Source organism: Sphingomonas pruni NBRC 15498 (assembly GCF_001598455.1).
GTDB classification, from domain to species: domain Bacteria; phylum Pseudomonadota; class Alphaproteobacteria; order Sphingomonadales; family Sphingomonadaceae; genus Sphingomonas; species Sphingomonas pruni.
Genome location: NZ_BCYZ01000045.1, coordinates 13,151 through 36,422, shown reverse-complemented (window position 1 = coordinate 36,422; position 23,272 = coordinate 13,151). Strand labels below are relative to the sequence as shown.

Sequence of the window (23,272 nt, the reverse complement as noted above, 5' to 3'; positions counted from 1 at the left end):
CGGGTTCTTCGGCGGGACCGGCGACGGGGCCAACATCCAGAATAACGGCTCGGGCACGGTCACGTTCAACATTTCGGGCGCGAGCGGCTCGACCGGCGGCAACGGCATCATCGTCCGTGACACTGCCGCGGGCGGCGACATCAGTGTCACTACCGGTGCAGTCACCGCGCTGACCGCCGGCAAGAACGCGATCGACGCGCAGAGTCAGTCGTTGACGGCGAACATCACCGAAGTCGCCAATGGCGATATCAATGCGGGCAATGCCGGCATGGTGGCCGCGATCTTCCCGGCGGCGGCGACCGGTATCATCGATGTCACCGCAAATGGCGCGATCAATGCGCGGTTCGGTGTCGATGCCGAGAACTTCGGCACGGGCAACACCAGCGTCACCACCGTCGGTCCGGTCAATGTCACGACCGGCAACGGCATCTTTGCGCTGGCGACCGGCGGCAACGTCACGGTGAATGCCGGCGACGTCACCTCGACCGGCAATACCGCGATCATCGCGCAGCAGACCAAGGTCGCGGGCGCGGGCAATGTCGATGTCACCGCCGGCAACGTCTCGGGCACGACGGGCATCGATGCGCATAATTTCGGTACGGGCACGGTCAGCGTCACGGCCAACGGCACGGTGACCGGTACGACCGCCGAGGGTATCAAGGCGACCGGCAATGGCGCGGTGACGATCTCGGTCGCAGATACGGTGACCGGCGCGACCAACGGCCTGAGCTTGGTCGGAGGGACTGGCGGGGCTGGCAACATCTCGGTGACCGGTACCGGCGGGTTCTTCGGCGGTACCGGCGATGCGGCCAATATCCAGAACAACGGTTCGGGCACGGTCACGGTCGATATCTCGGGCGCGAGTGGGTCGACCGGCGGCAACGGCATTTTCGTGCGCGATACTGCGATCGGCGGCGACATCAGCGTAACTACTGGCGCGGTCACCGCGTTGACCGCGGGCAAGAACGCGATCGACGTCATCACCCAATCGACCACCGCCAATGTGACCGAGGTCGCAAATGGCGACATCAACGCGGGCAATGCCGGCCTGGTCGGGGCGATCCTCAACGCGGCCGCGACCGGCAATGTCGACGTGACGGCGAACGGTGCGATCACCGCGCGGTTCGGGGTCGATGCCGAGAATTTCGGCAGCGGCTCGACCAGCGTCACCACCGTCGGTCCGGTTAACGTGACGACCGGCAACGGCATTTACGCGCTGGCCACCGGCGGCAACGTCACGGTCAACGCCGGCGACGTCACCTCGACCGGCAATACTGCGATCATCGCGCAGCAAACCAATGCTGCCGGTGCGGGCAATGTCGATGTGACCGCGGGCAACGTCTCGGGCACGACCGGCATCTTCGCGTTGAACAACGGCACCGGCACGGTCGGTGTCACCACTAACGGCACCGTCACCGGTACGACGGGCGACGGTATTACCGCGACCGGCAACAACGCGGTGACCATCTCGGCTGCCGACACGGTGACCGGCGCGGCGCGCGGCTTGACCCTGGTCGGCGGCACCGGCGGCGCAGGTAACATCTCGGTCGCCGGCACTGGCTTCTTCGGCGGCAGCGGCGACGCTGCCAACGTCCAGAATAACGGCGCGGGCACGGTCACCGTCAACATCTCCGGCGCCAGCGGATCGACTGCGGGCAACGGCATCATCGTTCGCGACACCGCCCTGGGCGGCGACATCAGCGTTACCACCGGCGCGGTGAGTGCGCTCGCGGCAGGCATGAACGGCATCGACGTTCGCTCCCAGTCGCTGACCGCCAATGTGACCGAGATCGCCAATGGCGACATCAATGCGGGCAATGCCGGCATGGTGGCTGCGATCCTCCCCGTAGCGGCGACGGGCAATATCGACGTCACCGCGAACGGTGCGATCAACGCGGCGTTCGGCGTGGATGCCGAGAATTTCGGCGCGGGCAACACCAATGTCACGACCGTCGGGACGGTCAACGCGACAGCCGGCACCGGCATCTACGCGCAAACCAACGGCGGTAACGTTTCGGTCAATGCCGGCGACGTGTTTGCGATCGGGGGCTTCGGGATTCGCGCCCAGCAAATCAGCCTTGGGGCGGGTTCGATCGACGTGACCGCAGGAAATGTGTCGGGCGCACGGGGCATTTATGCGGTCAATTCCGGGATTGGGACCGTGAGTGTTACCACCAGCGGAACGGTCACCGGGATCGCCGCCGAAGGCATTTACGCAAGGGGTGGCGACGCGGTGACCATCTCCGCCGCGAATACCGTCACCGGTGCTACCAACGGTCTGCTCCTGATCGGCGGCAGCGGCGGCGCCGGCAACATCTCGGTCACGGGGACCGGGTTCTTCGGCGGCAGCGGCGACGCTGCCAACATCCAGAACAACGGCGCCGGCACGGTTACCGTCAACATCTCCGGCGCGAGCGGCTCGACCTCGGGTAACGGCATCATAGTGCGTGACACGGCGGCTGGCGGCGACATCAACGTCACGACCGGCGCGGTGACCGCGCTGGCGGCCGGCATGAACGGTATCGACGCGCGGAGCCTGTCGAATGCAGCCAACGTTACGATCGTTGCCAATGGCGACATCAACGCGGGCAACGCCGGCATTGTCGGCGCGGTCCTCAACGCGGGTGGCACCGGTAACGTCGATGTCACCGCGAACGGCGCGATCAACGCACGGTTCGGGGTGGATGCCGAGAATTTCGGCACCGGCACGACCAGCGTTACTACGGTCGGCCCAGTCAACGTCACCACCGGCAACGGCATTTTTGCGCTGACCGCTGGCGGCAACGTCACGGTCAATGCGGGCGACGTGACCTCGACCGGAAACACCGCGATCATCGCGCAGCAGACGAATGCGGCCGGTGCGGGCAATGTCGATGTGACCGGCGGTAACGTCTCGGGCACGACCGGCATCGTCGCGATCAATTCCGGCACCGGTACGGTGGGCGTTACCGCCAACGGCACCGTGACCGGCACGGCGGCTGAGGGTATCCTTGCCACCGGCGGCGGCGCGGTGACGGTGAACGTCGCCGACGCGGTCACGGGTGCGACCAACGGCCTGACACTGGTCGGTGGCACTGGCGGTGCCGGCAACATCCTGGTCACCGGCACCGGCGCGTTCTTCGGCGGCAGCGGTGACGCGGCCAACATCCAGAATAACGGTTCGGGCACAGTCACCTTCGACATCTCCGCGGCCAACAGCTCGACCGGCGGCAACGGCATCGTCGTGCGCGACACGGCGGCTGGCGGCGATATCAATATCACGACCGGCGCGGTGACCGCGCTGGCGGCCGGCACGAACGGTATCGACGCTCGTAGCCTGTCGAATACCGCCAACCTTGCGATCGTCGCCAATGGCGACGTCGCTGCGGGCAATGCCGCTATTGTCGGCGCGATCCTCAACGGCGCCGGCACCGGCAATGTCGACGTAACAACAAATGGCGCGGTCAACGCGCGGTTCGGCATCGACGCAGAGAATTTCGGTACCGGGACGACCAGTGTGACGACCGTGGGTCCGGTGAATGTGACGACCGGCAACGGCATCTTCGCGTTGACCAACGGCGGCAACATCACTGTCAATGCGGGCGCCGTCACGTCGACCGGCAACATCGCAATCCTCGCGCAGCAGACGAATGCAGCCGGCGCGGGGAGCATCGATGTGACTGCCGACACCGCTTCGGGCACGACCGGTATCGCGGCGATCAACAGCGGCACCGGCACGACCAGCGTGACGACCACGGGCCTGATAACCGGCACCGCCGCGGATGGCATCCTCGCTGTCGGCAACGACGCGGTGACGGTGAATGTCGCCGATGCGGTGACGGGCGCGACCAACGGCCTGAGGCTGGTCGGCGGTACCGGCGGCGCGGGCAATATCCTGGTCACCGGCACCGGTGGCTTCACCGGTCAGGGCGGCAACGGCGCTGGCATCCAGAATAACGGATCGGGCACGGTCACCGTGAACTATACGGGGGCGACCACCGCCACCGGCGGCGCGGGCATCCTGGTCCGCGACACTGCGGCGGGCGGCGATATCAGCGTCACCACCACAGGAGCGGTCACCTCGACCGACCAGAACGGCATCGATGTGATCGGATCTTCGTCGACCGGCAACATCGCAGTCGTGACGAATGGCGACGTCAATGGCGGCAATGCTGGCGTCGTCGCGGCGCTGCTCGGCGGGGCGACGGGTAATGTCGACGTCACCACCAACGTGGCCGTCAACGGCGTCTTCGGTATCGATGCGGAGAATTATGGTACCGGCAACGTCAACGTGACCGCCGTCGGCCCCGTCACCGGTACCACCGGCTACGGCATCGTCGGGATAACCCTGGGCGGCAATCTGAACGTGAATGCCGCCGACGTGTCCTCGACCGGTGCCGCGGCGGTCCTGGCAGAACAGGTTGCGGCGGGCGCTGGTGGCAATGTCGGCGTGACCGTCGGCAACGCTTCCGGCACGTCGGGCATCATTGCCCAGACCAACGGAACCGGCGGTGTCGCCGTCAACGTCCTGGGCGATCTGACGGCGACTGACGGCAACGGAGTCACTGCGCTGAACTTCAATCCGGCGGCGAATGCCGGGACGATCGACGTGTCGCTCGGCGCGGGCGGTACGATCAATGCGACCAATGGCGCCGGCATCTATACCGACAGCGGCCTGTCGACCGGTATGACCACCGTCACGGTCGCGGGTGAGATCACCGCAGGCACCCCTGGTTATGCCGGCGTCTATGGTACGTCCACCACGGGCGGCATCACCGTCAACGTAACCGGAACCGGCGCGATCGATCCCGATTACGGCATCGACCTCAGCACCGTCGATGGTCCGCTGGTGGTCAACAATGCCGGCCTCGTCGCGGGCGCGATCGATGGCGTCAGGCTGGTGGCGACCGGCACCGGAAGCGCCAATATCAGCAATTCGGGGACGATCTCCGGCGGCACCAATGCCGTGCTGATCAGCGTGAACAACACGCCGTCGACCCTGTTCAACAGCGGGACGCTGAACGGCGCGGTCAACGTCTTCGGCACGACCGTCGCCACTTCGAACTGGATCAACGGCCCGACGGGGATCGCCAATCTGGGATCGGGTTCGTCGAGCTATTCGGGCAATCTGGCCAATGGCGGCAACCTCAACCTGGGCGCCGGCGGCACGCTGACGATCCTGGGCAATACCCAGAATGCCGGCCGTGTCACCTTCGCCGGCGCGGGTACGTTCACCACTGCGGGATCGATGGCCAATACCGGCATCATCAATGCCCGCAACAACCTGACCAGCAATGTCGTCACGGTCGGCGGCAATTATTCGGGCGGCGGCCAGTTCTGGGCCGACTACAGCACCAATACCGCCACGGCCGACCGTCTGAACATCGGCGGCTCGGCCACGGGCAACACCAACGTGACGATGAACCTGGTCGGTACCCGGTCGTTCGTCACGGGCGGCTTCCTGCCGGTGGTCACGGTGGCTGGGGCAGCACCTGCCAGTGCCTTTACCTCCAGCACCGTGTTCCCGACGACGGGCTTCATCCTCGACAGCTTTGGGCAGAACCCGTCGAACGCCCATCAGTTCGGCCTGATCCAGGCGGTCAATCCGACGGCGGCGGGGCTGGGCAACCTCAGCTACATGGCCGAATCGGCATCGGGCCTGCTCGATGATCCGATCAGTCCGTTCGTGACCAACCGGACCGATGCCGGCGGCACGCGGTTCAGCCTGTGGATGCGCGGCAGCGGCGGCCACAGCAAGCAGACGATCACCTCGTCGCTGTCGGGTGGCGGCATGCTCTACACCTCGACCTCACGCTTCCGCACCAGCCAGCATGCGGCCCAGATCGGCGCCGACGTCTCGTTCGGCGGCATCGGCGGCGGCTGGAAGGTCAATGTCGGCGTGATGGGCGGCTGGTACGGCGCCTCGGCTCCGCTCGCGGGTGGCGAGCGGATCAAGGTCGAGACGCCGTTCATCGGCGGCTATGCGGTGGTCGGCAACGGAGCCTTCGAACTCGAAGGCAATGTCCGCAAGGAATGGCGCCACTATACGGTCGCCATGCCGTCGCTGTTCGGCACGGTCGGCACGAAGCGCCTGCGCGGTGACGCGACGGCAGGATCGGTCCGCGCCTCGTATCGGTTCGGCGGCAAGACCGGCTTCGCCGCGACGCCGTTCGCCCAGTACAATTATGGCGACACGAAGATCGATCCGCTCGTAGTCGACGCCTTCAGCGTGTGGACGCCGGGCAGCGACACGACCCAGATCGGCCAGGCCGGCCTGCGCCTGTCCTATCGCGGCGGATCGGAAGCGACGGCGACGTTCGAACCGTTCATCAGCGCGGCGCGCATGGAGAATTGGTCGCGCAAGGATAGCTCGAGCTTCGCGTTCGGGACGCCGGTCACGACCTTCTCGCTCCAGACCAACACCTGGAAGAGCGCGATGCGCTATTCGGCGGGCATCCTCGCCAATGCGCATGGCAGCCGGGTGTCGGGCTTCGTGGTCGGCAATATCGACGACGACTCGCGGCTGCGCAGCTTCACGATCAACGCCGGGCTGCGCTTCAACTTCTAATCAAATGGGGGGCATTGGCCGCGTCGTGTCTTGGGACACGGCGCGGCCGATTTTTTTTGAATGCCGTATACGCGGACGACGTCCGCGAACGGTGAAGGCCGCGAGAGTGACCAAAGGCGGTATAGGCAGATTGCCTATCGCGCCGCCTTTCGCCGGACCATTGTCGAGGCCAATGCAAGCGCGGCGATCGGGATGAGCAGGACGTAGAAAGCGATCGTCCCCTGGAACATCGCGAAGATATGCCCGACGACGAACGAGCCCGTCGTCCCGCCAAGCGCCGAGAACACCACGATCAGGCCGACCATCGCCGGCTGCTTGCGCGGTGCCATCGACGACAGGATCGCCGAATTGAGCGCGGGGTAGATCGGCGCCATCATCAGCCCGATCGCCGGGAACAGGAAAGCGGCGATCGGCGCGCCGGCCCAACTCGTCACCTGGCCATGATGCGCGGCGGCGAGCGGCAGCACCGCTACGATCAGCACCGCCATGCCGATCAGGCATCCTAGGACGAGCGGGAACCAACCGGTCCGCCGCACGATGACGCCGGCGCCGAGCCGTCCCGCCGCCAGGCACACGGCGAAGATCGACGCGGCCTGCACGCTCATCGGCGCCGATAGCCCGAGCAATTCGCGGTTGAAGGTCGGCAGCCAGGACCCGATGCCCTGTTCGACCAGCACGTAACAGAAGATCGCGGCGATGAAGCTGAGGCTCAGCGGCCGCCAGGCGAGTGCGACCATCTCGGCAAATTTCTGACCGGCACCCTGGGGCGCCGCCGCCGGCTCGTCGACCGCGCTTTCGTCATAGGGCGTGACGGCGAGGAGGACCAAGGCGACCGCGCTGACGGCGGCCAGGACGTAATAGACGTTCAGCCATTGCTGGCTGCCCGGATCGGCCGGGTCGATGAACGCGGCGAAGATCCAATAGCCGCTGAGCACGCCCAGCATGAACACGCCCTCGATCACATTGAGCAACGAAGCATGGCGCGCGCTGTCTTCGGTCAACAGCCCGACGAAGCTGTAGACCGACACCTTTGTCACGCCGAACGCGACGCCGACCGCGAGGAACAGCAGGCGCGTGGTCCAGAAACCGGGCATCAATGGCATCGCCAGGCAGGCGATCGCCACCAGTGCGAGTGCTGCGATCATCGCGCGCCGCAGCCCGAAGCGCGGCAAATGCGCCGCCAGCAGGAAGCTCGTCGCCGCGATCGACAGATCCTTGAACCCCTCGAGCGAGCTCGCCGCTACTTTGGTCACGTGAAATGATTCGATCGATTGCAGGATCACGGTGCCGACGCTGTTCAGCAGCACCGCGAACACGGCATAGGTCAATGCCAGCGCGACGATCATCCGGGTCCTGTTCATGCGCCTCCCCTGCCGGGATGCCCGGCTTATTGTCTTGACCATCTCCTATTATGAAATGCATATCATTGGCAATCCGGCGATTGGTCGCCGCATCGGAGAGGAAGTGCGTGGGGCGATCATTACCCGAAGCGTCTTTTGCTGACGTGCGATTTGCGCGCGACGCGTGGCGCCTCGTCGCGGAGGGCGATTCCGCCCGATTGCACCATGTTCCCGCGCTGTTTTCGATCGGCAACGGTTTCATCGGCGTTCGCGGCCCGGGCGAGGCGGCGGAAACGCCCAAAGTCTATCTGAACGGCGTCTATGAGCGCGTGCCGATTGCCTATCACGAGGCGGCGCACGGCTATGCCCGCGAAAGCGATCTGCGCCTGGCCGTGGCCGATGCGACCCGGCCCGCGATCCGGATCGGCGGTTTGCCTCTTGGCGCGCCGGAGAGCGTCGAGCTCGACCTTGCTCGGGGCGTGCGTACGGAGAGATTCGCTTTCGGAGCAGCCGACGTCGAGATCGAGCAGTTCGTCTCGATGAACGATACCGCGTTGGTGCTGACACGGGTCAGCTTTGCCGAGAGCGCCGACGTGCCCGTGTCGCCAGCCGTGACGCCGCCGCCGGGAAGCGGCGACTGCGCAGCCGATGTCGCCAATCAGGGCGTCTACGACCCGCGCATTGCGCCGGTCATGGCGACCAGCCCCTGGGTCGATCCGCAGGTCCATGACGAGGCCGGTACCGCCATGCGTAGCGACCGTCTGCGCACGAGCGGATTCGTGGTGACGTGCGCGATGCGCGAGATCGGGCGCCGGACCGTCGATGGCCGGGTGCAGGTCGACTTCGCCTCCGGCTATCACGCCGCGACCGACGGGCAGGGCGTCGAGGCGATCACCGCCCTACTGCGTGCCGCTGTCGAGCGAGGCTATGACGCTCTGCGGGCCGACCAGGTCGCGTGGTTCGCGGATTTCTGGGCGGCAAGCGATGTCGGCATGCCGGGCCAGCCCAAGGCCGAACTCGCGATCCGCTTCGCCTTGGCCGAGCTGGCGATGGCGGTCGGGCGCGACGGCAAGACGTCGATCGGCGCCAAGGGGCAGACCGGCGAAGGCTATGAAGGCCATGTCTTCTGGGATGCCGATCTCTATGTCATGCCGGTCTTCGCCTTCACCCGGCCGGAGATCGCGCGGGCGATGCTGGCGTGGCGGATTTCCAAGCTCGACGCCGCGTGCGACAATGCGCGGGCGATGGGGCACGAACAGGGCGCGCTCTATCCGTGGCGGACGATCGGCGGGCACGAATGCTCGTCATATTTCCCCGCCGGCTCCGCGCAATATCACATCAACGCCGATATCGCTTATGCGCTGGAGACGTATCTGGCGGCGACCGGCGACCGCTCGCTGCTCGAGGTCGGCGGCGCGGCAATGCTGGTCGAGACGGCGCGCATCTGGCTGGCGATCGGGTTCCACGATGCGGCGCGCGGCGGCGCCTTCGTCATCAACCGCGTGACGGGACCCGACGAATATTCGGCGATCGTCGACAACAATCTCTACACCAACATGATGGCCGCGCGGCATTTGCGGTTCGCCGCGCGCGAAGGCCTGGCGGCGTCGTTGATCGACGATGCGGAAGCCGCGCGGATGATCCGCGCCGCCGACGAGATGTTCCTGCCCTTCGACGACGAGCGCCAAGTCTATGCGCAGGACGACGCCTTTTTCCGTCTCGACCCATGGCCGTTCGATACGACGCCACCCCAGGCCTATCCGCTGCTGCTGCACTTCCATCCGCTCGCCATCTATCGCCGCCGCGTCTCGAAACAGGCGGATGCGGTGCTTGCCTTGGCGCTGATGCCCGAGGCGTTCGACCCGGCGATGCGGCGGCGGATGCTCGACACTTACGAAGCCACCACGGTCCACGATTCGACCTTGTCGGCGAGCGCATTCGCGACTGCGGCGGCGCGTGCCGGCGACGGTGCCCGGGCGGCGCATTACTGGCGGGTCGCGGCGCTGACCGACCTCAACGATTTGTTCGGCAATGCCGATCACGGCCTGCACATGGCGGCGCTGGCGGGGAGCTGGACCACGCTGGCGATGGGCTTTGCCGGCATGCGCGTCGATGGCGACACATTGTGCTTCGATCCCGTCGAGATACCCGGCCTGTCCGACTATCGCTTCACCGTGACCTTTCGCGGCGCGCAGGTCGACGTCGCGGTGTCGGGCTGCACCGCTAGCGTGTCGGTCCGTGGCGATCGTGCGGTCGCGATCTGTGTCGCCGGCCAAAAGGTCGCGGCCTGACCATGGCGTTTCGCGCGGCGATCTTCGACCTGGATGGGGTGCTGGTCGACAGCGCCCGGCTGCATTTCGTCGCCTGGAGACGGATCGCCGATGAACTCGGCATCGCGTTCGACGAGCATGACAATGAGGCGCTCAAGGGCGTCGACCGCATGGGATCGCTCGATCACATCCTGGCGCTGGGCGGTATGTCGCTCGACCTTCCGGCGAAGGAACAACTCGCGGCGCGCAAGAACGGCTATTATCTCGACGCCCTGGGGACGATGAGCGATGCCGACATCCTGCCGGGTGCGACCGCCTTATTGGCAAGTGCGCGGGCCGCGGGTCTGTCGCTGGGGGTCGCCTCGGCCAGCCGGAACGCAGTGATGGTGCTGGAGCGGGCCGGCTTGTCGGGCTCGATCGATTTCGTCGCGGACGCCGCCAGAGTCGCGCGGTCGAAGCCCGCGCCGGACATCTTCCTGGCCTGCGCGGCCGGGCTGGGCGTGGCGCCCGCCGCGTGCGTCGGGTTCGAGGATGCCGCCGCCGGGGTGACCGCGATCAAGGCGGCGGACATGGTCGCGATCGGGATCGGCGACGCCGCTATCCTGGCCGCGGCGGATCTGGTGTTCACGTCAACCGCCGCGGTCGATCTCGACTGGGTGCTGAGGCTGGCGCCTGCTCCGTCTCAGGTCTGACGAACGATCAGCCGGGTCGGGAGTACGCTCGATTTCGGTTTCCCGCCGTCGAGGATCTGCATCAGCTTTTCGACCAGGATGGCACCGGCCAGATGCGTTTCCTGTTCGATCGTGGTGAGTGCCGGAGTGAAGTCGGCCGCGGGCGGGATGTTGTTGTAACCGCACAGCGAATAATCGGCGGGCGCTTCGAGCCCGAACTCGCGGAAGGCAGCGACGATCGCGATCGCCGCCGTATCCGAGAAGGCGAAGACCGCATCGGGTGGCGGATTGTCGCGTAGCCACGCCACGGTCTGCTGATAAGCGGGCGCATAGGCCATGTGCTCAACCTCGAGATGCTCGACCGTCACCTCGGGGTGCTTGGCGGCGACGGCGCGAAGGCCGTCGAACCGCATCCGGATCTCGGCATGCGCGATATTGCCGACGAACAGCCAGCGCTTAGCGCCGCGCTTGACGAACAGTTCGCCGGCCAATTGCCCGCCCAGTCGATTGTCGCTGCCGACCGAGCAATAGGGCTCCGAAGGATCGACGCCGCCCCAGACGACGAATGGCGCGCCGGCGCGTGCCAGCTCACGCAGCATCGGGCCGCGCACGCCTTGGCCGAGGAAGATGAACCCATCGGCGACGCGCGAACTGATCAGGTCGAGATGGCTCTGGACGTCGGTGAGGTTGGACGGTGAGAGCAGCAGGTCTTGGTTGCGCACCGACAGGGCTTCGGACACGCCGGCGAGCAATTCGAAGATGAACGGATCGGCGATCCGCCCGGCGCGATGCGAGCCGAAATCGAGCACGACGGCGACCGTGTCGTTGCGTGCCTGGCGCAATTTCTGTGCGTTGCGGTTGATCGCATAGCCATGTTCGCGCGCCACGCGCAGGACGCGTTCGCGCGTCTCCTCATTGACCAGCGGGCTGTTGTTGAGGACCCTCGACACGGTCGGCTTGGACACGTTGGCTAGTCGGGCGATATCCCCCATATTCAGATCCATCGCGCGTCGACGCAAAGCCAGCTCCTCAATCAGCGGGTTGCCGGACAACCATTGAAACTGGTTTCCGACGATCCTCGACGATGCTCCGCCCCCGCTCTGCGCGGCCAAAATAGGCTGGTCGTGCTCCCCGATGCAACAAGCGGTTTGCGCAATGCCCCGACAAGGCGCTTGGCGCGACGTTGTGGACGGATAGCCGGATGAAATTTCGTTGCAACCGTTGTGACATCTCTGCCACATTTGGTGGCCGCTATTATCAGCTATCGTATTGAAATAAAACGACCTATTATAATATGACGCTTATGTAACGGCGTATTGAAATGCAATTCATTCGTGTGTAGACCTCCTCCCCAGGCACTTCCCGAGCAGGAAGCAGCGGCAGGAGAGGATGATGATGGTTTCGCGCAATCGCAATTTCGTTGCTGTGTCGGGGTTCGCGCTGGCGATCGCCCTGGCCCATCCCGCGGCCGCACAGGAGACGCCGGCCCCCGCGCCGGCGGCCGATCCCGCCCAGGCTGCGGACGCGGCGCCTCCCGCCGACGTGCCCGACATCATCGTCACCGGTCGTGCCGCGGGCAGCGGCATCAACAAGCTGGAGGCGGGCTATTCGGTCACGACGCTGTCGGCCGACAATATCAAGCTCCAGGCGCCCAAGAGCTCGGGCGACGTTCTCAAGTCGATTCCCGGCGTGTGGGTCGAGAGTTCGGGTGGCGTCGGCACGTCGAACATCTTCGTCCGCGGCATTCCCAGCACCGGCGACGCGCCGTTCGTGGCGATGCAATTCAACGGCGTGCCCGTCTATGGATCGAGCAGCCTGTCGTTCATGGACCAGACCGGCATCGTCCGGCTCGACGAGACCATCGCGGGAATCGAAGGCGTCAATGGCGGCCCGGCTTCGCTCTATTCGGACGGTCAGCCCGGTCTCACCACCAATCTTCGCCTGCGTGAGGGCGGGGAAGAGACGCACGGCAGCATCGGCGCCTCGATCACCGACTACAGCGCCTGGCGCGTCGATGGTTATCTCAGCGGGAAGCTGGCGGACGACCTTTATTACATGGTCGGCGGCTATGTCTCGCGCGGCGACACGGTGCGCAGGGCGGGCTTCGACACTGAAAACGGCCAGCAGATCACCGCCAACATCACCAAGAAGTTCTCGCGTGGCAAGTTCAACATCTTCGCGCGCTACACCGACGATCACGGCGAATGGTTCCTGCCATTCGCGGCAAACGTGCCCGGCATCGATCGCGGCACGTACAACCAGCTCAACCAATATAATCGCTATGCGACGATCATCTCGCCGGGCTCGGCGGGCAGCGGCGCGACCGAACGCGTCGATTTGGCCGATGGCCGCGGCTGGAAGGGCGTGGTGACGGGGGCCAGTCTCGATTACGACTTTGGCGGCGGCATCAGCTTCACCGACCGGTTCGGCTTCACCAGCGGCACGCTACGGACGACGGGCCTCGTCCCGCAAGGCGCGGGCGCGATTACTGTCGCAACCGCCCTGGCCACGCAAACCGATCCCGACCCCGCAAAGCGCGATGCCTTTGTCGGCCAGACGCAGGTCCATACGATCAACACCGGACAGACGCTGGCGTCGACCGATTACGTCCAGTCGTTTGGGTCCTGGTGGGTCGACAAGAAGCTGCAGAACGTCTCGAACGAGGCGGTGGTCAATATCAAGACCGGCCCGAACACGCTCAACCTGGGCTATTATTTCTCGCACTTCACTTCGGACGATGTCTGGAGCCTGGGCAACAACCGCTGGATGCAGGTGGGCGGCTCGGGCGACCTGGTCGATCTGGACAACAAGGCGCTCTCGGCCTTCGCCATTTCGGATCGCGGTAGCGCGACGGTGAATGCGATCTATGTGTCGGATTCGTTCAACATCACCGACGCGTTGCGCCTCGATGCCGGCGTCCGCCACCAATGGACGGACATCGATTTCCATATCGCGGGTAACGGCCTGCCCGATTCGGCAAAGATCAGCCGCGAGGCGACGCCGTGGACGGTCGGCCTCAACTATCGCGCTACCCGCAATTTTGACGTCTATGCTCGTATCTCGCAAGGCTATCACTCGCCCTCGTTCGACGACGTCCGCTCGCAGCTCGGCAATACCGGGCCGCGGCTCGATCTGAACTGGAAAGTGCGCTCGTACGAAGGCGGCGTGAAATATCGCGGCGGCGGGTTCGAAGCGGCGGTGACCGGCTTCTACGACAAGGTCGTCGGGGCGGTGTACAACGATGTCGGCGTGCCGCCGCAGATCGCGGGATCCAAGACCAAGGGCATCGAGTTCGACGCATCGTACCATAGCGCGAGCGGGTTCGGATTCATCGGCAACGCCGTGCTCGAGGACGCCAAGACGGATACGCCCAACATTCCGGATTTCGACGGCAAGAAGGCGCAGCGCATCCCGTCCTATCAGGTGCGTTTCACGCCGACCTACACCGCGCGCTTTGGGGACAAGTCGGACATCACGTTCTACGGTACGTACGAAGCGATCGGGAAGCGCTACAGCGATCTCGCCAACACCCAGTTGCTGCCGGCTTATGCGACGCTGAGCGCGGGGCTTCGCGCCAAGGTTGGCGGCTATATGCTGCAGATCGCCGGCGACAACCTCACCAACTCGCATGGCCTGACCGAAGGCAATCCTCGCTTCACGAGCAGCGATCCAACTGCGGCGCTGCCCGACGTACGGCCGATCTTCGGCCGGTCGTACAGGGTGTCGGTCAGCTACGCTTTCTGAGTTGAGCCGCTAGTGCCGGAAGGAGACGGCGTCCGAGGATGTGACGCCGTCGCCCCGGCGCGGGCCGGGGCCGCTATGTCGTGATGCGGCCGACGGCTCCGGCCTCCGCCGGGGCGACGTTTCGTGGTCGAGGGCGCCGGCCCCTTTTTCGTTTTCGAACAGCCGGAAAGCTTGGTTCGTCGCGCAATATCGACGGTGCAGGGAGCCTGTCGCGCGATGCAGCGTTTCAGGGGACGCCGATCGTTCCGATTTGGCTTATCACCCCTTCCCGGCGACTCCGTGTCGTCCCCCGCACGGAGCCCGACCGTATGAGCGACGATCTGTTCACTTTCTCCGGTCTCCATTTGCGCCCCGACCCGTCACGCACGGTGATCAAGCCGTTCAGCGTCGATTATCCCGAACCGTTCCGCGACGCTGCGCATCCCCGCATGCGCACCGTGATCGAGCGCGTGCTGTCGCTCGACGAAGCTAGCTGCCGCAGGGATTGCGAAACGACGGTCGCGTCGTTGTCGGAGCGGCATCGTAACGTCGAGACGATGCTGACGCGTCGGTTCGAGGAGGTACGGGCCTGCCTTCCCGAAACCGTAACCGCCAGCCCGGAGCAGCAGTTGCTGATCGGCGCCTATCTGAGTGCCGAATATTCGTTCGAGGCAGCTGCCCTGTTCAATCCCAGTATCGTGTTGCGGATGAATCAGGACGACGCGCCGGCCGACGGATTGAACTTCATCCTGTCGTTGCGCGGCATCGGCGAAGGTCATGTCTCCTCCGTCACCTTTCGCACCGGCAATTGGAGCTCAAGCAACGGTTTCCATGTCGACGATCCCAGCCCCTGGGTCACGTCGCCGCGGATCGAAGGGCCCGACGAGAGCGGCACGTCGGGCACGACCCGGATCATCTGCGAGGGAAGTCAGGAGCCTTCCGAAAGCGTCTTGTTTCCGATCACCGCCAGCCAGCGTCAGGGGATTGAGGATCTGCGCATGGTGCGGTTCACCGAAGAGGACGGCACGCCGAGCTTCCTCGGCACCTATACCGCGTTCGACGGGCGCGATGCGCGGTGCGAACTGTTTCGTGGGACCGGCGTCAACACGTTCGAGATGACGGTGCTCAAGGGATCGGTGCCGCAAAGCAAGGGCATGGCGCTGTTCCCGCGTCGCGTGAACGGCCGCTTCAACATGATCGGTCGCCAGGATAACGAGAATCTGTGGCTGATCGCGTCGGACGATATCACCACCTGGAATGGCGGCGTCAAAATCATCGGACCGCGCTATCCGTGGGAATTCATCCAGATGGGCAATTGCGGCTCGCCCATCGAGCTCGACGAGGGCTGGCTGGTCATCACCCACGGCGTCGGCATGATGCGCAATTACTGCATGGGCGCCTGCCTGCTCGACAAGAATGATCCGACCAGATTGCTGGCGCGCACGCCCGAACCGATCCTGCGGCCCAGCCCCGGGGAACGCAGCGGCTATGTCCCCAACGTCGTCTATGGCTGCGGCGCGATCGTCCATGGCCGCACGTTGCTGCTGCCGTTCGGGATCGCCGACAATTTCGCGAGCTTCGCCAGTTGCAGTGTCGATACCTTGCTCGCCCGGATGGACTGAGCGGCGGATTTCCCCGCCGGCGGCGCTGGAATTGAGCCAGTCCGGATTGCACGCGCGATATTCGCCCGGTTCGTCTCTCCAGCTACATCGATCGATATATTTACCGTGGCAGCACCCGCGTGAGAGGCTCCCGATGTTTCGACATCATGTCGACAAAGGGGACAAGCATGGCACGTCTTGCTGCTTCGATCGCGGCCTTCGCCCTCCTGGCGGGAATTCCGATGGGCCTCCAGGCGCAATCCGCCCAAGGGCTGTTGAAGTCCGGCAATGTCTATCACGCCGCGGTTTGTCCGGGGCCCGCTGGCCCGGGAACGGCGCGTTGCCATGCGCGTATCGTCACCGACGAGAAGGGCAAGCCGATCGAGCGCGACGCTACGCCCAATGTCGTTCCGTCGGGCTTCGGTCCCGCCGACTTGCGCGCCGCCTATAACATCTCGGCGCAAGGCAGCAGCACGACCACCGTCGCGATCGTCGATGCCTATGGCTATGCCAATGCTGAAAGCGATCTGGCGACCTATCGCGCGACCTATGGCCTTCCGCCCTGCACGACCGCGAATGGCTGCTTCACCAAATACAATCAGTCCGGCGTGAAGGGTAATTATCCGCGCCAGAATAACGGCTGGGCACAGGAAACCGCGCTCGACCTCGATATGGTCAGCGCGATGTGCCCGGGATGCAAGATCATCCTGGTCCAGGCGAATTCGGCGAGCTTCAGCAACCTGGCGGTGGCAGAAAACACCGCGGCGTCGCTCGGGGCGCATGTCATCAGCAACAGCTATGGCGGCGGCGAGAGTGGGTCGCAGGCTTATGAATCGGCGTACGACCATGCCGGCGTGGCGGTCACCGTCAGTTCCGGCGACAGCGGTTATGGCGTGCAATTCCCGGCCTCCTCGCCGCACGTCATCGCGGTCGGCGGCACGACGCTCAAGCGCAACACCAGCACGCGCGGCTGGGGCGAGACGGTGTGGACCGGTGCCGGCAGCGGCTGCAGCACGATTTACGCCAAGCCCCAATGGCAACTCGACGGCGGTTGCGCGATGCGGATGGAAGCCGATGTCGCGGCGGTGGCCGATCCGGCCACCGGCGTCGCCGTCTTCGGGCCGGGCAATGGCGGCAAGTCGGCCTGGCTGGTGTTTGGTGGTACGAGCGTAGCGGCCCCGGTGATCGGCGGCATCTACGGCGCCAATGGCGGCGGCGTGACCTATGGCAGCAACCCTTATGCCAATACGGGCGCATTGTACGACGTGACGTCGGGCAGCAACGGCAGCTGCGGCGGCACCTATTTCTGCACCGCGCGCGCCGGTTATGACGGGCCGACCGGGCTGGGCACGCCCAACGGCATCACCGCATTCTGAAAGCACTAGCCTCGGACGATGGAACTCATCGTCCGAGGCTCATTTCAGCCGGACTGGTCCGCGGCCAATATCGCCGAAATGCGCTTCGCGGTGTTCGAAATCGCCGCCGCGGCGCAGGCGGTCGAGTATTATGAGATTACGCGCTGCGGCATGTTAGTCGCCTTGGACAAGCAACTCGGCTGCTCGGATTGCGCTACGGTCCTGGCCGAGACGCTGGCCGGGGAAAAGGCGACTGACGAGAAGCTCACGACAAGGGCGGAGACCAAGGTCAATTCGAACGCCGAGCTCGAGAGCGCCTGAACCTTGCCTTGCATCTAGCGGGACGAGCGTTCCGCCAGCCGTTTGCCCTCGCAAATGATGGTCTCAGCGAAACAGGAACTCCGCCAGGTAGGGATTCTCGTCGTCATCCCCGCGACAGCGGGGACCCATCTCCTGCCCAAGCCGCATAAACAGCGGGCAGGAATTGGCGAACGCGTTGGAGATGAGTCCCCGCTTGCCCAGGATGACGGGTGTTGGAAATGAATCACGTTAAGCGCAACGGCTTAGTTGGTTCTCAGCTTAGCCGTTGCCTTGCCGCCGACGGGTTTCCCAACCCTTTTTGGCCGCTGCCGAGCGTTGGGCATGGGTCTGGCTCGATCCGCCCTTGCGGCCGCCTTTGCGCGAGCTTTCGTGGTTTTCCTTCTTGCCGCGACCCGACCCGGACTTCTTACCGCCGCCCGATTCCTTGTTGACCGTCGCCCAGGCGCGGCGTTCGGCTTCTTCCTTGCCGACGCCGCGATCCTCATAGCCTTCCTCGATATGCTCGGCCTTGCGCTTCTGCTTGTCGGTATAGCTGGATTTGTCTCCGCGAGGCATGATCCTTCTCCTTTCGTTCGCCTCTCAACTCACCCCGGTGCCGCCATTGGCGCCGAACACGCTGCCGCTGGTGAAGCTGTTGGTCTGTTCGGCGAGCGTCACATAGAGACCGGCGAGTTCGGCCGGCTGGCCGGCGCGGCCGAGCGGCGTTTCCTGGCCGAACTTCTCGATCTTGCCTTCCAGCTGCCCACCCGAAATCTGCAGCGGCGTCCACACCGGTCCCGGCGCCACCGCGTTGACGCGGATGCCCTTCGCGGCCAGCTGCTTGGCGAGCCCCTTGGTGAAGATCTCGATCGCGCCCTTGGTGGTGGCATAATCGAGCAGGTCCTCGACCGGGTTGAAGCTGTTGACGCTGGCGGTGTTGATGATCGCCAACCCCGGCGGCATGAATTCCACGGCACGTTTCGACATCCAGAACATCGCGTAGATGTTGGTCTTCATCGTGCGGTCGAACTGCTCATGGGTGATGTCGGCGATCGACTTCTGGGCCTGCTGGTACCCCGCATTGATCACCAGCAAGTCGAGCCCGCCCAGCTGCTCCCGGGCGTCGTCGACCAGCTTTAGGCAGAAGCTCTCGTCGGTCAGATCGCCAGGCAGGAGAACGAGCTCGGTGCCGTCTTCCGCAAGCACTGCCTTCAGATCCTCGGCGTCGGGCTGTTCCCTGGGATGATAGTTGATCGCGACCCTGGCGCCCTCACGCGCGAAGGCGATGGCGGCGGCGCGGCCGATGCCGGAATCGCCGCCGGTGACCAAAGCATGGCGTCCCTTGAGGCGTCCCGTGCCGCGATACGTCCGTTCGCCGCAATCAGGCACCGGGTCCATGTCGCGCTGGAGCCCCGGCCAGTCCTGTTGCTGTTCGGCAAACCCCTCGCTGTGATATTTGTCCTGCGGGTCGATCAGCGCTTCGGTCATGTCGCTCATGTTCGCTTCACTCCTTTGGGAGCGGCGCGGCTGATCCTTGGAAGCCGTCAGCGGCGCGTCCGCAATGGCATCGGACATCTTGATCTCCTGGTTGTGAGAGCGAAGCGATCCTGAAAAACTATTGTTCCGATCGTTTGATGTGCGAAATCAATTCGTTGCGTAACTTGGATCAGTATTGTGCGCAGACGTTCAGTCGCTGTCCCACGTAAGGACGAGCCGACAATTGGCCGGCACGCGATAGGCCGTACGATCCCCGCTCGACGATTGCCGGATGGCCGCGCCGTCGGCGAGGGTGATCTTTGCCCTCGGTAGCGGAGCGCCGTTTCGCGGCAGCAGGCAGAGGTCGGCGGTACAATTCTCGCCGCCGTCGAACTGGACTCTCAGCGCGTTGGGGCCGGCCCGCTCGGCCGAGCGCAGGAACTGGTTGCAATAGAGGCGGAACGGCACGTCTTCGATATCGTGAAAGCTGCGCGTGGCGAATATCATTGCCGCGCCGGCGCCGTAGATTTCCTGTCCGACCTGTCCGGCTTTCTGGCCGTCTGCGTAGAGATCCTCGAGCGGGAACGACAGATTGCGGGCGATGTGGCCGTTGCGCTGTTTCTCCGCCAGGACATCCTCCGGCAGCGCGTCGGGATAATAATACCAGGCGCGATCGAGCGCGTATTTGCAATATTCGGACACCAGCATCCGCACGCCCGGATCGAGGTCGGGGCCGCTATCCTCGAGATAGCGTTCGAACGCGGCGAAGCTGTCGAAACATTCGTAGATCGCCATATAGGGCGCATCCTGCAAGCACGTCGCGCCGAGAAAGTTCTTGTAATGGCGCGCCGCGGCGATCCGCGATTCCCAGATCTCGCAATTGTGGAAGAAGCTCGCGAGGTAGACGTAACTCTGGTCGCGATAGCTGTCATCGGTGGTGATACGCCACAGACGCATACAGGCCGCGGCACCCCATGCGGTCAGGTTTGCCTGGTAATTGAGATTGAACCGCATGCCCTTGGCGGTGTCGATCGCGGCGCGTGCCTCGCGGAGAAAGCGGGCATCGTCGGTCAACGCATGCGCCTGCAGCATCACATAGGCGTAGATCCCGCCGACATCGGTTTGGCCGCGATCGTCGTTGGCGGTCGCGGTCAGCACCGAGAAGTCGCGGACGTTGAACTGGATCGGCCATTTATAGTCGAAATGGTGAGCGACGCGGATGCCGAAATCGATCACCTCAAGGAAGAGCGCCTTTGCCCGCCAATCCCCGTCCAGCGCGAGCTTCGCGAGATTGAGCAGGGGGTGATAGAGATACCAGCTGTCGACCGCGTCCTTGTCCTTTTCCTTGCCGACATTGGGCAGATAGCGGCGGATCGTCCCCAGCTCGCGGTCGTGGAACTTGCTCAGGCCGCGCCGGAATTCCTTTTCCAGCGGGTGCGGCGCGTCGTTCCAGCGCCCCCAGTCGTGGATCGCGGAGAGCAGCGACATCTGCACCATGGAATCGGGATATTCGCTCGCCGTATAGGGGTGCGCATAGAGGTTGCCGTAATGCCGCACGGTCGCTTCCGGCGCCGTCGTCAGATCCTCGAGCGTGCGGTCGGACCGCGCGACCCAATCGCGAAATTCCGTCTCCGGGCGATCGAGCGCCGTGTAGACGACGCCCAGCATGCGGAGGAATTGCAGCGCGCCTTGTTCCTCGGTGCCGTCATCGAGTTGGCGAATGGCGATCAGCGCGTCGGACAGCATGATTTCCTTGCCCGCTTCCAACGTTTCCACCGGCGGCGTCGCGCTTTGCGGCGGGGTGGGGGGCAGATAGCCGAGTTCGGGCCATTCGCCGCCGACCGCGCCATCGGGCTTGGTATCGGTCGCCAGATAGTAATCATTGAGCGCGGTCAGGTTCTGAAAATACAGCACCGTTCCGAAATCGGGCTCGGCCAGCCGGAAGAACAGCACGCCGCTGTTTAGTCCGCGCTGGGCCGCTTCGACATGGCCGCGCGCGCCGGTCGGGTCGTCGCGATGGTCGAGCGGGTAGAGGTCGCGCGGCAAGAACGGTACGAGCAGCGGCCGTGCCGGGGTCAGCCATACCGACACGCGCAACACTTCGGGTAGGGTTTCGGCCATGGTGAGCGCGACGACATGCTCGCCCATCGCACTCTTGACGTTCAACCGGACGCGCTCGCCGGCCTGGTGGCGAGCGGCGCGGCATTCGAACGGCCCGGCAAGATAAGCGCAACGTACGGCAAGACCGCCGCGGCCTTCGCGCCGTACGATCGCCCATAGGGAATCCGGTCCGCAGATTAGCTCGACTTCGAGATCGGCCGTCGTGAAGGCGGCGACCGGCTCAGGCTTCTCTGCAAGCAATTGGCGGAGAGCCAGAGTATAGGGGCTCGCGCCAGTGGCGGTGCGATCGAGCATCATGGTCAGTCCGCCTGGCCTTCGCGCTTGTCTTGCTCGGGCCCATCGTCGTTCTGCTCTACGAAGACCGCGCCGGAGGTTTCCTCGACGATCACCTCGCGGTCATCGACGTCCAACGTTCGCGCAAATGTCCTCGCCTCGTCTTCCTGTCCGCCGGAGCGTTCGCCTCTCATCCCGGCAGGCGGCGGATTGTCGGGATCCGGGGTTCCGTAAAAGTGCGGGCCATCACTGCTGTCGGCCATTTTCAAGTCTCCTGATGCATGCGCCCGAAACCCGTCACAGCCTCATTCGTTTCCGTCGGCGTCCGGATTTTCGGATGAAATAGATGAGGATTGAAGGACTTCACGGAACGCCGATCGGTGGCTTCAGGTTGTGAAACGGCAACCGAGGAGAAAGACGATGGCAGACTGTGCCAATGCCGACGAAGGCGCCGATCCCAGCGACGACATCCGCAAACAGAATCCCGGCGAGACGACCGCCGACCTCGCCGAGGAACCCGACGACGATCCCTCCCGTGCCAACAAGCCCGAGCCGGTGGAGAACCGTCCGAATGTCGGGCAAGTAAAGCCGGAGGACTATCCCGAACAGCAATGAGCGTGGAAGCCGTTGGCGCGGCGTTAGGCATTGTCCGTGAACGAGGTCTTGCGTCCGCCATCGTCTTCGCCCGGGCCCTGCTGGCGGTCGAGCTGATCCGAGGGGCGGCGGGCGTCGCCCTCTTTCTGATGGTCGGTCGAAAGGTTGGGTGCGCGGGTTTCGGCCGTCGGCTTGATCGCGTCGTCCGTCCCGTCAGTGTCGCGGTCGGTCATTATCGTCTCCTTTCGCTTCCCACCAACGATCGAGAGCGGCAGGCGCACCGAGCAATCTGACTAACCTGAATTAGCTGAGCGGGTTTTCGAGGAACCGGCGGAGCGGCGGCCGGGTTGACGGCTGATCCTTGCTCACAGGAGCGCGATCCGTGAACGTCAGAACCTGTCTATTATTCGCCGCGCCGATCTTCGCGCTTGGTGCGTGCGGCGACCATAGCGAGGTCCAGCAAGCCAACAGCGCCGACCTCGGCAACTCGCCGACGGCGCCCTCGGTCAAGAGCGGCAATGTCACGGGCGATCTGCACAATATTGCATCGCCGGTCGCGCCCTCGGCGCAGGACTTCGCGAACGCAATGGCGGCGAGCGACGAATTCGAAATCGAGACATCGAAATTCGCTTTGACCAACGCGCGGTCGCCAGCGGTCAAGGACTTCGCCCGGAACATGATCGACGCGCACAAACAGTCGACCGAAAAGTTGAAAAAGGCCGCCGGGTCGGCTGCGCCGATGATCACGCCCGACGCGACGCTGGCGCCCGACCAACTGAAATCGCTCGAGCAACTGCACGCGAAGAAGGGCGCCGATTTCGACCAGCAATATGTCATCCTTCAGCGCGACGCGCATCAGCGCACGCTTGCCGCGCTCAAGGACTATTCGGTCAACGGCGACCAGCCACCGCTCAGTGCATTCGCCAACGAGGTGATGCCGATCGTGAGCGGACATCTGGCAATGGCCAGGGATCTCAAACCCTGAGTGGATCGGGACCGCC

At 64.6% G+C, this 23,272-nt stretch carries 16 protein-coding genes; 9 read left to right on the top strand and 7 right to left on the bottom strand.

Annotated elements, in window-relative coordinates; all coding sequences use genetic code 11:
• A partial coding sequence (locus SPR01S_RS21855) for a hypothetical protein (RefSeq protein WP_066590409.1) occupies window positions 1-6,547 on the top strand: 6,547 nt, incomplete at its 5' end.
• A 134-nt stretch (window positions 6,548-6,681) separates the two neighbouring features.
• Here the strand turns inward: SPR01S_RS21855 and SPR01S_RS13725 are convergent.
• On the bottom strand, window positions 6,682-7,908 hold the full coding sequence (locus SPR01S_RS13725) for an MFS transporter (protein ID WP_066590408.1): 1,227 nt from the start codon (window positions 7,906-7,908) through the stop codon (window positions 6,682-6,684).
• 107 nt (window positions 7,909-8,015) lie between these two features.
• Between SPR01S_RS13725 and SPR01S_RS13720 the strand changes: the two genes are divergently transcribed.
• Together SPR01S_RS13720 and pgmB are read left to right on the top strand one after the other, a co-directional pair.
• Window positions 8,016-10,178 carry a glycoside hydrolase family 65 protein gene (locus SPR01S_RS13720; protein WP_245662013.1) on the top strand — a complete coding sequence of 721 codons (2,163 nt, stop codon included), beginning with the start codon at window positions 8,016-8,018 and terminating at the stop codon, window positions 10,176-10,178.
• 2 nt (window positions 10,179-10,180) lie between these two features.
• Window positions 10,181-10,849 carry a beta-phosphoglucomutase gene (gene pgmB / locus SPR01S_RS13715; protein WP_066590406.1) on the top strand — a complete coding sequence of 223 codons (669 nt, stop codon included), beginning with the start codon at window positions 10,181-10,183 and terminating at the stop codon, window positions 10,847-10,849.
• Here pgmB and SPR01S_RS13710 read toward each other — a convergent pair.
• Window positions 10,840-11,820, bottom strand: coding sequence for a LacI family DNA-binding transcriptional regulator (locus tag SPR01S_RS13710; protein WP_245662012.1), 981 nt, complete (start codon window positions 11,818-11,820; stop codon window positions 10,840-10,842). The two genes, pgmB and SPR01S_RS13710, sit on opposite strands and share 10 nt — an antisense overlap.
• Before the next feature lie 400 nt (window positions 11,821-12,220).
• Here SPR01S_RS13710 and SPR01S_RS13705 point away from each other — a divergent pair, with 400 nt between their 5' ends.
• From SPR01S_RS13705 to SPR01S_RS13690, 4 genes are all read left to right on the top strand, one after another.
• On the top strand, window positions 12,221-14,572 hold the full coding sequence (locus SPR01S_RS13705; RefSeq protein WP_066590414.1) for a TonB-dependent receptor: 2,352 nt from the start codon (window positions 12,221-12,223) through the stop codon (window positions 14,570-14,572).
• Window positions 14,573-14,880: 308 nt separating this feature from the next.
• Window positions 14,881-16,173: a glycoside hydrolase family 130 protein gene (locus SPR01S_RS13700; protein WP_066590404.1), complete on the top strand. Its 1,293-nt coding sequence runs from the start codon at window positions 14,881-14,883 to the stop codon at window positions 16,171-16,173.
• 167 nt (window positions 16,174-16,340) lie between these two features.
• The gene (locus tag SPR01S_RS13695) at window positions 16,341-17,528 is read left to right on the top strand and encodes a S53 family peptidase (protein WP_218016761.1); all 1,188 of its coding nucleotides are present in this window, start codon (window positions 16,341-16,343) and stop codon (window positions 17,526-17,528) included.
• Window positions 17,529-17,546: 18 nt separating this feature from the next.
• Window positions 17,547-17,828: a DUF892 family protein gene (locus SPR01S_RS13690; protein WP_066590402.1), complete on the top strand. Its 282-nt coding sequence runs from the start codon at window positions 17,547-17,549 to the stop codon at window positions 17,826-17,828.
• 258 nt (window positions 17,829-18,086) lie between these two features.
• Here the strand turns inward: SPR01S_RS13690 and SPR01S_RS13685 are convergent, their stop codons facing one another.
• The 4 genes from SPR01S_RS13685 to SPR01S_RS21635 form a co-directional block, all read right to left on the bottom strand.
• On the bottom strand, window positions 18,087-18,383 hold the full coding sequence (locus tag SPR01S_RS13685) for a plasmid stabilization protein (RefSeq protein ID WP_066590401.1): 297 nt from the start codon (window positions 18,381-18,383) through the stop codon (window positions 18,087-18,089).
• Between the two features lie 24 nt (window positions 18,384-18,407).
• Window positions 18,408-19,304, bottom strand: coding sequence for an SDR family oxidoreductase (locus tag SPR01S_RS13680; protein WP_066590413.1), 897 nt, complete (start codon window positions 19,302-19,304; stop codon window positions 18,408-18,410).
• Window positions 19,305-19,493: 189 nt separating this feature from the next.
• Window positions 19,494-21,701, bottom strand: coding sequence for a hypothetical protein (locus tag SPR01S_RS13675; protein ID WP_066590400.1), 2,208 nt, complete (start codon window positions 21,699-21,701; stop codon window positions 19,494-19,496).
• A gap of 2 nt (window positions 21,702-21,703) precedes the next feature.
• Window positions 21,704-21,940 (bottom strand): hypothetical protein, encoded by a 237-nt coding sequence (locus SPR01S_RS21635; protein ID WP_157082256.1) that lies wholly within the window; start codon window positions 21,938-21,940, stop codon window positions 21,704-21,706.
• Window positions 21,941-22,097: 157 nt separating this feature from the next.
• On the opposite strand from SPR01S_RS21635, the gene SPR01S_RS13670 reads away from it, so the two are divergent.
• Window positions 22,098-22,292, top strand: coding sequence for a hypothetical protein (locus tag SPR01S_RS13670; RefSeq protein ID WP_066590399.1), 195 nt, complete (start codon window positions 22,098-22,100; stop codon window positions 22,290-22,292).
• A 23-nt stretch (window positions 22,293-22,315) separates the two neighbouring features.
• Here SPR01S_RS13670 and SPR01S_RS13665 read toward each other — a convergent pair whose 3' ends face one another.
• The gene (locus SPR01S_RS13665; protein ID WP_066590412.1) at window positions 22,316-22,504 is read right to left on the bottom strand and encodes a hypothetical protein; all 189 of its coding nucleotides are present in this window, start codon (window positions 22,502-22,504) and stop codon (window positions 22,316-22,318) included.
• A 149-nt stretch (window positions 22,505-22,653) separates the two neighbouring features.
• On the opposite strand from SPR01S_RS13665, the gene SPR01S_RS13660 reads away from it, so the two are divergent.
• The gene (locus SPR01S_RS13660; RefSeq protein WP_066590398.1) at window positions 22,654-23,256 is read left to right on the top strand and encodes a DUF4142 domain-containing protein; all 603 of its coding nucleotides are present in this window, start codon (window positions 22,654-22,656) and stop codon (window positions 23,254-23,256) included.
• Window positions 23,257-23,272 lie beyond the last annotated feature (16 nt).

What these genes read in the sequence shown, in the direction of transcription:
- SPR01S_RS13665 (WP_066590412.1), bottom strand. Translation starts at nt 22,504, where the DNA reads ATGACCGACCGCGACACTGACGGGACGGACGACGCGATCAAGCCGACG.
- SPR01S_RS13685 (WP_066590401.1), bottom strand. Translation starts at nt 18,383, where the DNA reads ATGCCTCGCGGAGACAAATCCAGCTATACCGACAAGCAGAAGCGCAAG.
- SPR01S_RS13725 (WP_066590408.1), bottom strand. Translation starts at nt 7,908, where the DNA reads ATGAACAGGACCCGGATGATCGTCGCGCTGGCATTGACCTATGCCGTG.
- SPR01S_RS13700 (WP_066590404.1), top strand. Translation starts at nt 14,881, where the DNA reads ATGAGCGACGATCTGTTCACTTTCTCCGGTCTCCATTTGCGCCCCGAC.
- SPR01S_RS13695 (WP_218016761.1), top strand. Translation starts at nt 16,341, where the DNA reads ATGGCACGTCTTGCTGCTTCGATCGCGGCCTTCGCCCTCCTGGCGGGA.
- SPR01S_RS13705 (WP_066590414.1), top strand. Translation starts at nt 12,221, where the DNA reads ATGATGGTTTCGCGCAATCGCAATTTCGTTGCTGTGTCGGGGTTCGCG.
- SPR01S_RS13690 (WP_066590402.1), top strand. Translation starts at nt 17,547, where the DNA reads ATGGAACTCATCGTCCGAGGCTCATTTCAGCCGGACTGGTCCGCGGCC.
- SPR01S_RS13680 (WP_066590413.1), bottom strand. Translation starts at nt 19,304, where the DNA reads ATGAGCGACATGACCGAAGCGCTGATCGACCCGCAGGACAAATATCAC.
- SPR01S_RS13670 (WP_066590399.1), top strand. Translation starts at nt 22,098, where the DNA reads ATGGCAGACTGTGCCAATGCCGACGAAGGCGCCGATCCCAGCGACGAC.
- pgmB (WP_066590406.1), top strand. Translation starts at nt 10,181, where the DNA reads ATGGCGTTTCGCGCGGCGATCTTCGACCTGGATGGGGTGCTGGTCGAC.
- SPR01S_RS13710 (WP_245662012.1), bottom strand. Translation starts at nt 11,820, where the DNA reads ATGGGGGATATCGCCCGACTAGCCAACGTGTCCAAGCCGACCGTGTCG.
- SPR01S_RS21635 (WP_157082256.1), bottom strand. Translation starts at nt 21,940, where the DNA reads ATGGCCGACAGCAGTGATGGCCCGCACTTTTACGGAACCCCGGATCCC.
- SPR01S_RS13675 (WP_066590400.1), bottom strand. Translation starts at nt 21,701, where the DNA reads ATGATGCTCGATCGCACCGCCACTGGCGCGAGCCCCTATACTCTGGCT.